Raw genomic sequence first — 3693 nt, 5'->3', positions numbered from 1 at the left:
GTCGCGGCGAGCATCTGGTTCCGGGCGTCCGGGACGAGCGCCAACTACCTGTGGCAGCTACGCGTCCTCCTCCTCGATGTCTCCCGCCGGGATGGTGGTGGGGACGGCCGACCACGCGTGGAAGAGCGTCGGGGGCCCGCCCCACGTCGGGGTCGGCACCACCCACTGGTCGTCGGCGACGTGGTTGTTGTAGAGACCGAGGGCGTAGGCGGGGTACTGGTCAGGCACGATCCCCCAGTAGTTCGCGCCGGTGCCCGGCACGGGGATGAACCTCCAGTGCTGGAGCGGGCTGCCCGTCCGCCCTTCCCGTGCGGTCAGGATCGGCGACAGCCCCGGGATGCTTCCGGGGCCGGGCCCCGGACGGAACGTCAGGACGTGCTCGTTGACCTGGTGCTCCACAAGGTGGACGGAGCGCCCGCCGCGCAACCGGATCTCGTACAGCCGCCATTGCGCCGTCTTGTCGGACGGCAGCGGCCAGTGGTTCTCGTTCTGCACCTCGTCGTTGAGCGTCGTCGTCGACTGGTTCTCGCTCTGCAGGAAGGTTCCCGACACCTGGTGCACGAGCAGGACGGGCTCGCGGGTGGGGGGCTGTCCCTGGACCAGGCGCTGAGCCGGCATATGCGGTTCCTCTCGGGGGATCGACGTCACGCTCCCCATTCCCGAGTGCGACGCTCTGGTCACTTACCGTGAGGATGCGCCTGTCTGGCGACTCCGCGACCCACATCTGGCCTGCGACCGTCACCCCCCGCGATCCGGCATGGGCGCGGGCCGTCCCGCCGCCCGCCGCTAGGGTGATCATGTGCCCAGCAGCGTTCTCGTTCTGACCGGCCCTCCCGGAGCGGGGAAGTCGACGGTCGCGGCCCGGATCGCCCGCCGCCAGGAGAAGGCCGTCCACCTGCACACCGACGACTTCTGGCACTGCATCGTGGCCGGAGCGGTCCCGCCGTACGAGCCGGCGTCGCACTCCCAGAACGAGACGGTGATGGACGTCATCGCCGGTGCGGCGTTCACCTACGCGAGCGGGGGCTTCGTCACGGTCGTCGACGGGATCGTCGGCCCGTGGATGCTCGGCCACTTCCGCCGGCAGGCGACGCGGCACCCCTCGGTGCCCTTCCACTACGCGGCGCTTCGCCCGCATCGCGACGTCACGCTCGCCCGTGCGCAGGCCCGGACGGCGCCCGGCGCGCTGGTGGACCGGCGTCCCGTCCTGGCGATGTGGGACCAGTTCGCCGACCTCGGCGAGCTGGAGCGCCACGTGCTCGACACCTCGGACGAGGACGCCGCCGGGACCGAGGCCCGGGTCGCCGAGGCCTTCGCCTCCGGCCGCCTGCGGCTGCGCCTCTAGGGCGGCGCCCGGGACCGTTCCCGCCGGCCGGCGGCATTTCGCTCGACGCCCGGCACGGGTCTCTGAGAGCGTGGGAGCCGATATCCGATCTTGATTGGTGGAGGCCGACCGTGGCGTGCCGGATCAGTGAACTCGTGCTCGACTGCCGCGACCCGGAGAGACTCGCGGAGTTCTGGTGCGAGGTGCTCGGGTTCGTGGAGCTGGACCGGGAGGACGGCGACATCGAGATCGGCCCGCCGGAGGGGTCCGGCGGGCTCCAGCCGACGCTGATCCTCAGCCGCAGCGACGAGCCGAAGACCGGCAAGCTGCGGCTGCACTTCGACGTGAACGCGACGGACCGGGACCAGGACGCCGAACTGGAGCGGCTCCTCGCCGCCGGCGCGCGGCCGGTGGACATCGGGCAGACCGGGGAGGAGAGCTGGGTCCCCCTGGCCGATCCGGAGGGCAACGAGTTCTGCCTGCTCCGGGCGCGCCTGACCTGACCGCCAGGGCCGGGCTCACCGGCCGGTCCGGAAACGCGAGCCGGCGAAGGCGCCGGCGAGGGCGGACAGGACCGGCACGACGATGAAGGCGGCCAGCAGGACGGGGGTGCCGTCGACGTCGAGCGTGCGGTCCAGGACGAAGGTGAAGAACGCTCCCACGGTCTCGGTCAGCAGGAAGCCCGCGGCCCCGCCGACCACGAGCCCGATCATGGCGCCGGTGTGGTTCATGGTCCCCATGATCGGGACGCGGCCGCCCCCGCCGCATCGGCCCGCGGCGGGCTTCCGCCCTACCCCGCCGGTTGCGGGCCGGCCGCGCGCCTACTGCCGTGGTCGCACCCAGCGCGGGCTGACCATGCCGGACTCGTAGGCGAGGATGACCAGCTGCGAGCGGTCCCGCACGTCCAGCTTGGACATGATGCGGCTGACGTGGGTCTTGGCCGTGGCGGGGCTGAGCACGAGGCGGGCGGCGATCTCGTCGTTGCTGAGCCCGGCGGCGACGAGCAGCATCACCTCCCGCTCCCGGACGGTGAGGGAGTCGAGCCGGGGGCCGGGGACGGGCGCCTGGGCGCGCCCGGCGAACTCCCCGATGAGGCGGCGGGTGACGGACGGGGTGATCAGCGCGTCCCCGCGCGCCGCCACCCGCACCGCGTGGATCAGCTCCGCCGGCTCGGTGTCCTTGAGCAGGAAGCCGGTGGCTCCGGCGCGCAGCGCCCCGTACACGTACTCGTCCAGGTCGAAGGTCGTCAGGATCACCACCCGCACGCCGTCGAGCCGCGGGTCGGCGGTGATCCGCCGGGCGGCCTCCAGGCCGTCCATGCCGGGCATCCGCACGTCCAGCAGCGCCACGTCCGGGCGCAGCTCGCGGCAGGCGGAGACCGCCCGCGCGCCGTCCGCGGCCTCGCCGACGACGGTGATGTCGTCCTCGTCGTCGAGGATGGAGCGGAACCCGGCCCGCACGAGGCGCTGGTCGTCGGCCAGCAGAACCTTGATCATCGCTTGCGCGCCTCGTTCCCGTAGGGCAGCCGGGCCCGGACGAGGAAGCCGCCGCCCGGCCGCGGACCCGCCGTCAGCTCGCCGCCGAGCGCGCGGGCCCGCTCGCGCATGCCGTCGACGCCGCTGCCCGGCCCCGCCGGCGGCGCGGCGGCGCCCCGGCCGTCGTCGGCGACCTCGACGAGCAGCGCGCCCGGCCCGCGCTCGACGCTGACGGTGACCTCCGCGGCGACGGCGTGCCGCGAGACGTTGGTGAGCGACTCCTGCACGATGCGGTAGGCGGCCAGGCCGACCTCGGTGGGCGGGTCCGCCTCGCCGGTGACGCCGCCGTGCACGGTGAGCCCGGCCGCCCGCGCCGTCCCGATCAGCCCGCCGATCCCGTCCAGGGAGGGCGGGGGCGCGGTCGGCGCCTCCTCGTCGGCCTGCCGCAGCACCCCGAGGGTCGCGCGCAGGTCGCGCAGGGCCTCCCGGCTCGACGCCTTGATGGCGGCGAGGGCCGCCTCGCCCTGCGCCGGGTCCCGGTGGAAGCGGTGCAGCGACGTCCCGGCCTGGACGTTGATGAGCGAGAGGTGGTGCCCGACGACGTCGTGCAGCTCGCGGGCGATGCGCAGCCGCTCCTCGCCGGCGGCGCGCCGCTCGGCCTCGCGCAGGTAGGCGATCCGGCTGTGCCGCACCCACCCGAGCGCGACCACGGCCACCAGCCATCCGGTCAGCATGAACAGGGCGACGCCGTTGACGTCGCGGTTGCCGAGCAGGGTGCCGGCGCCGGTGGCGATCACGGTCAGCGCCGCGAGGACGACCGCGGCCTGGAGCCGGCCCGCGGCCGCGACCGCGTACAGCGCCGCGATGACCGCGATCATCAGCCCGCCGTCGTGC

6 protein-coding genes are annotated in these 3693 nt (G+C 74.1%); 2 read left to right on the top strand and 4 right to left on the bottom strand.

Annotated elements, in window-relative coordinates:
- Positions 1-57: 57 nt before the first annotated feature.
- On the bottom strand, positions 58-618 hold the full coding sequence (locus tag AB0C69_RS39790) for a hypothetical protein (RefSeq protein WP_360361511.1): 561 nt from the start codon (positions 616-618) through the stop codon (positions 58-60).
- A 181-nt stretch (positions 619-799) separates the two neighbouring features.
- Here AB0C69_RS39790 and AB0C69_RS39785 point away from each other — a divergent pair, with 181 nt between their 5' ends.
- Complete coding sequence (locus tag AB0C69_RS39785; protein WP_360361508.1) at positions 800-1345, top strand: AAA family ATPase; 546 nt, start codon at positions 800-802, stop codon at positions 1343-1345.
- A gap of 110 nt (positions 1346-1455) precedes the next feature.
- Positions 1456-1827, top strand: a complete 372-nt coding sequence (locus AB0C69_RS39780) for a VOC family protein (RefSeq protein ID WP_360361504.1) — start codon at positions 1456-1458, stop codon at positions 1825-1827.
- Positions 1828-1842: 15 nt separating this feature from the next.
- On the opposite strand, the gene AB0C69_RS39775 is transcribed toward AB0C69_RS39780, so the two are convergent.
- The 3 genes from AB0C69_RS39775 to AB0C69_RS39765 form a co-directional block, all read right to left on the bottom strand.
- Positions 1843-2055 (bottom strand): hypothetical protein, encoded by a 213-nt coding sequence (locus tag AB0C69_RS39775; protein WP_360361502.1) that lies wholly within the window; start codon positions 2053-2055, stop codon positions 1843-1845.
- 90 nt (positions 2056-2145) lie between these two features.
- Positions 2146-2820, bottom strand: coding sequence for a response regulator transcription factor (locus AB0C69_RS39770; RefSeq protein WP_360361499.1), 675 nt, complete (start codon positions 2818-2820; stop codon positions 2146-2148).
- Positions 2817-3693 (bottom strand): sensor histidine kinase (locus AB0C69_RS39765; RefSeq protein ID WP_360361496.1); only part of this gene is annotated, 877 nt, incomplete at its 5' end. The genes AB0C69_RS39765 and AB0C69_RS39770, both read right to left, overlap by 4 nt.

Source organism: Actinomadura sp. NPDC048032, from assembly GCF_040653175.1.
Lineage (GTDB): Bacteria > Actinomycetota > Actinomycetes > Streptosporangiales > Streptosporangiaceae > Spirillospora > Spirillospora verrucosospora.
The sequence above is the reverse complement of the archived record's forward strand: the minus strand, read 5'-3'. Positions and strand labels throughout refer to the sequence as shown.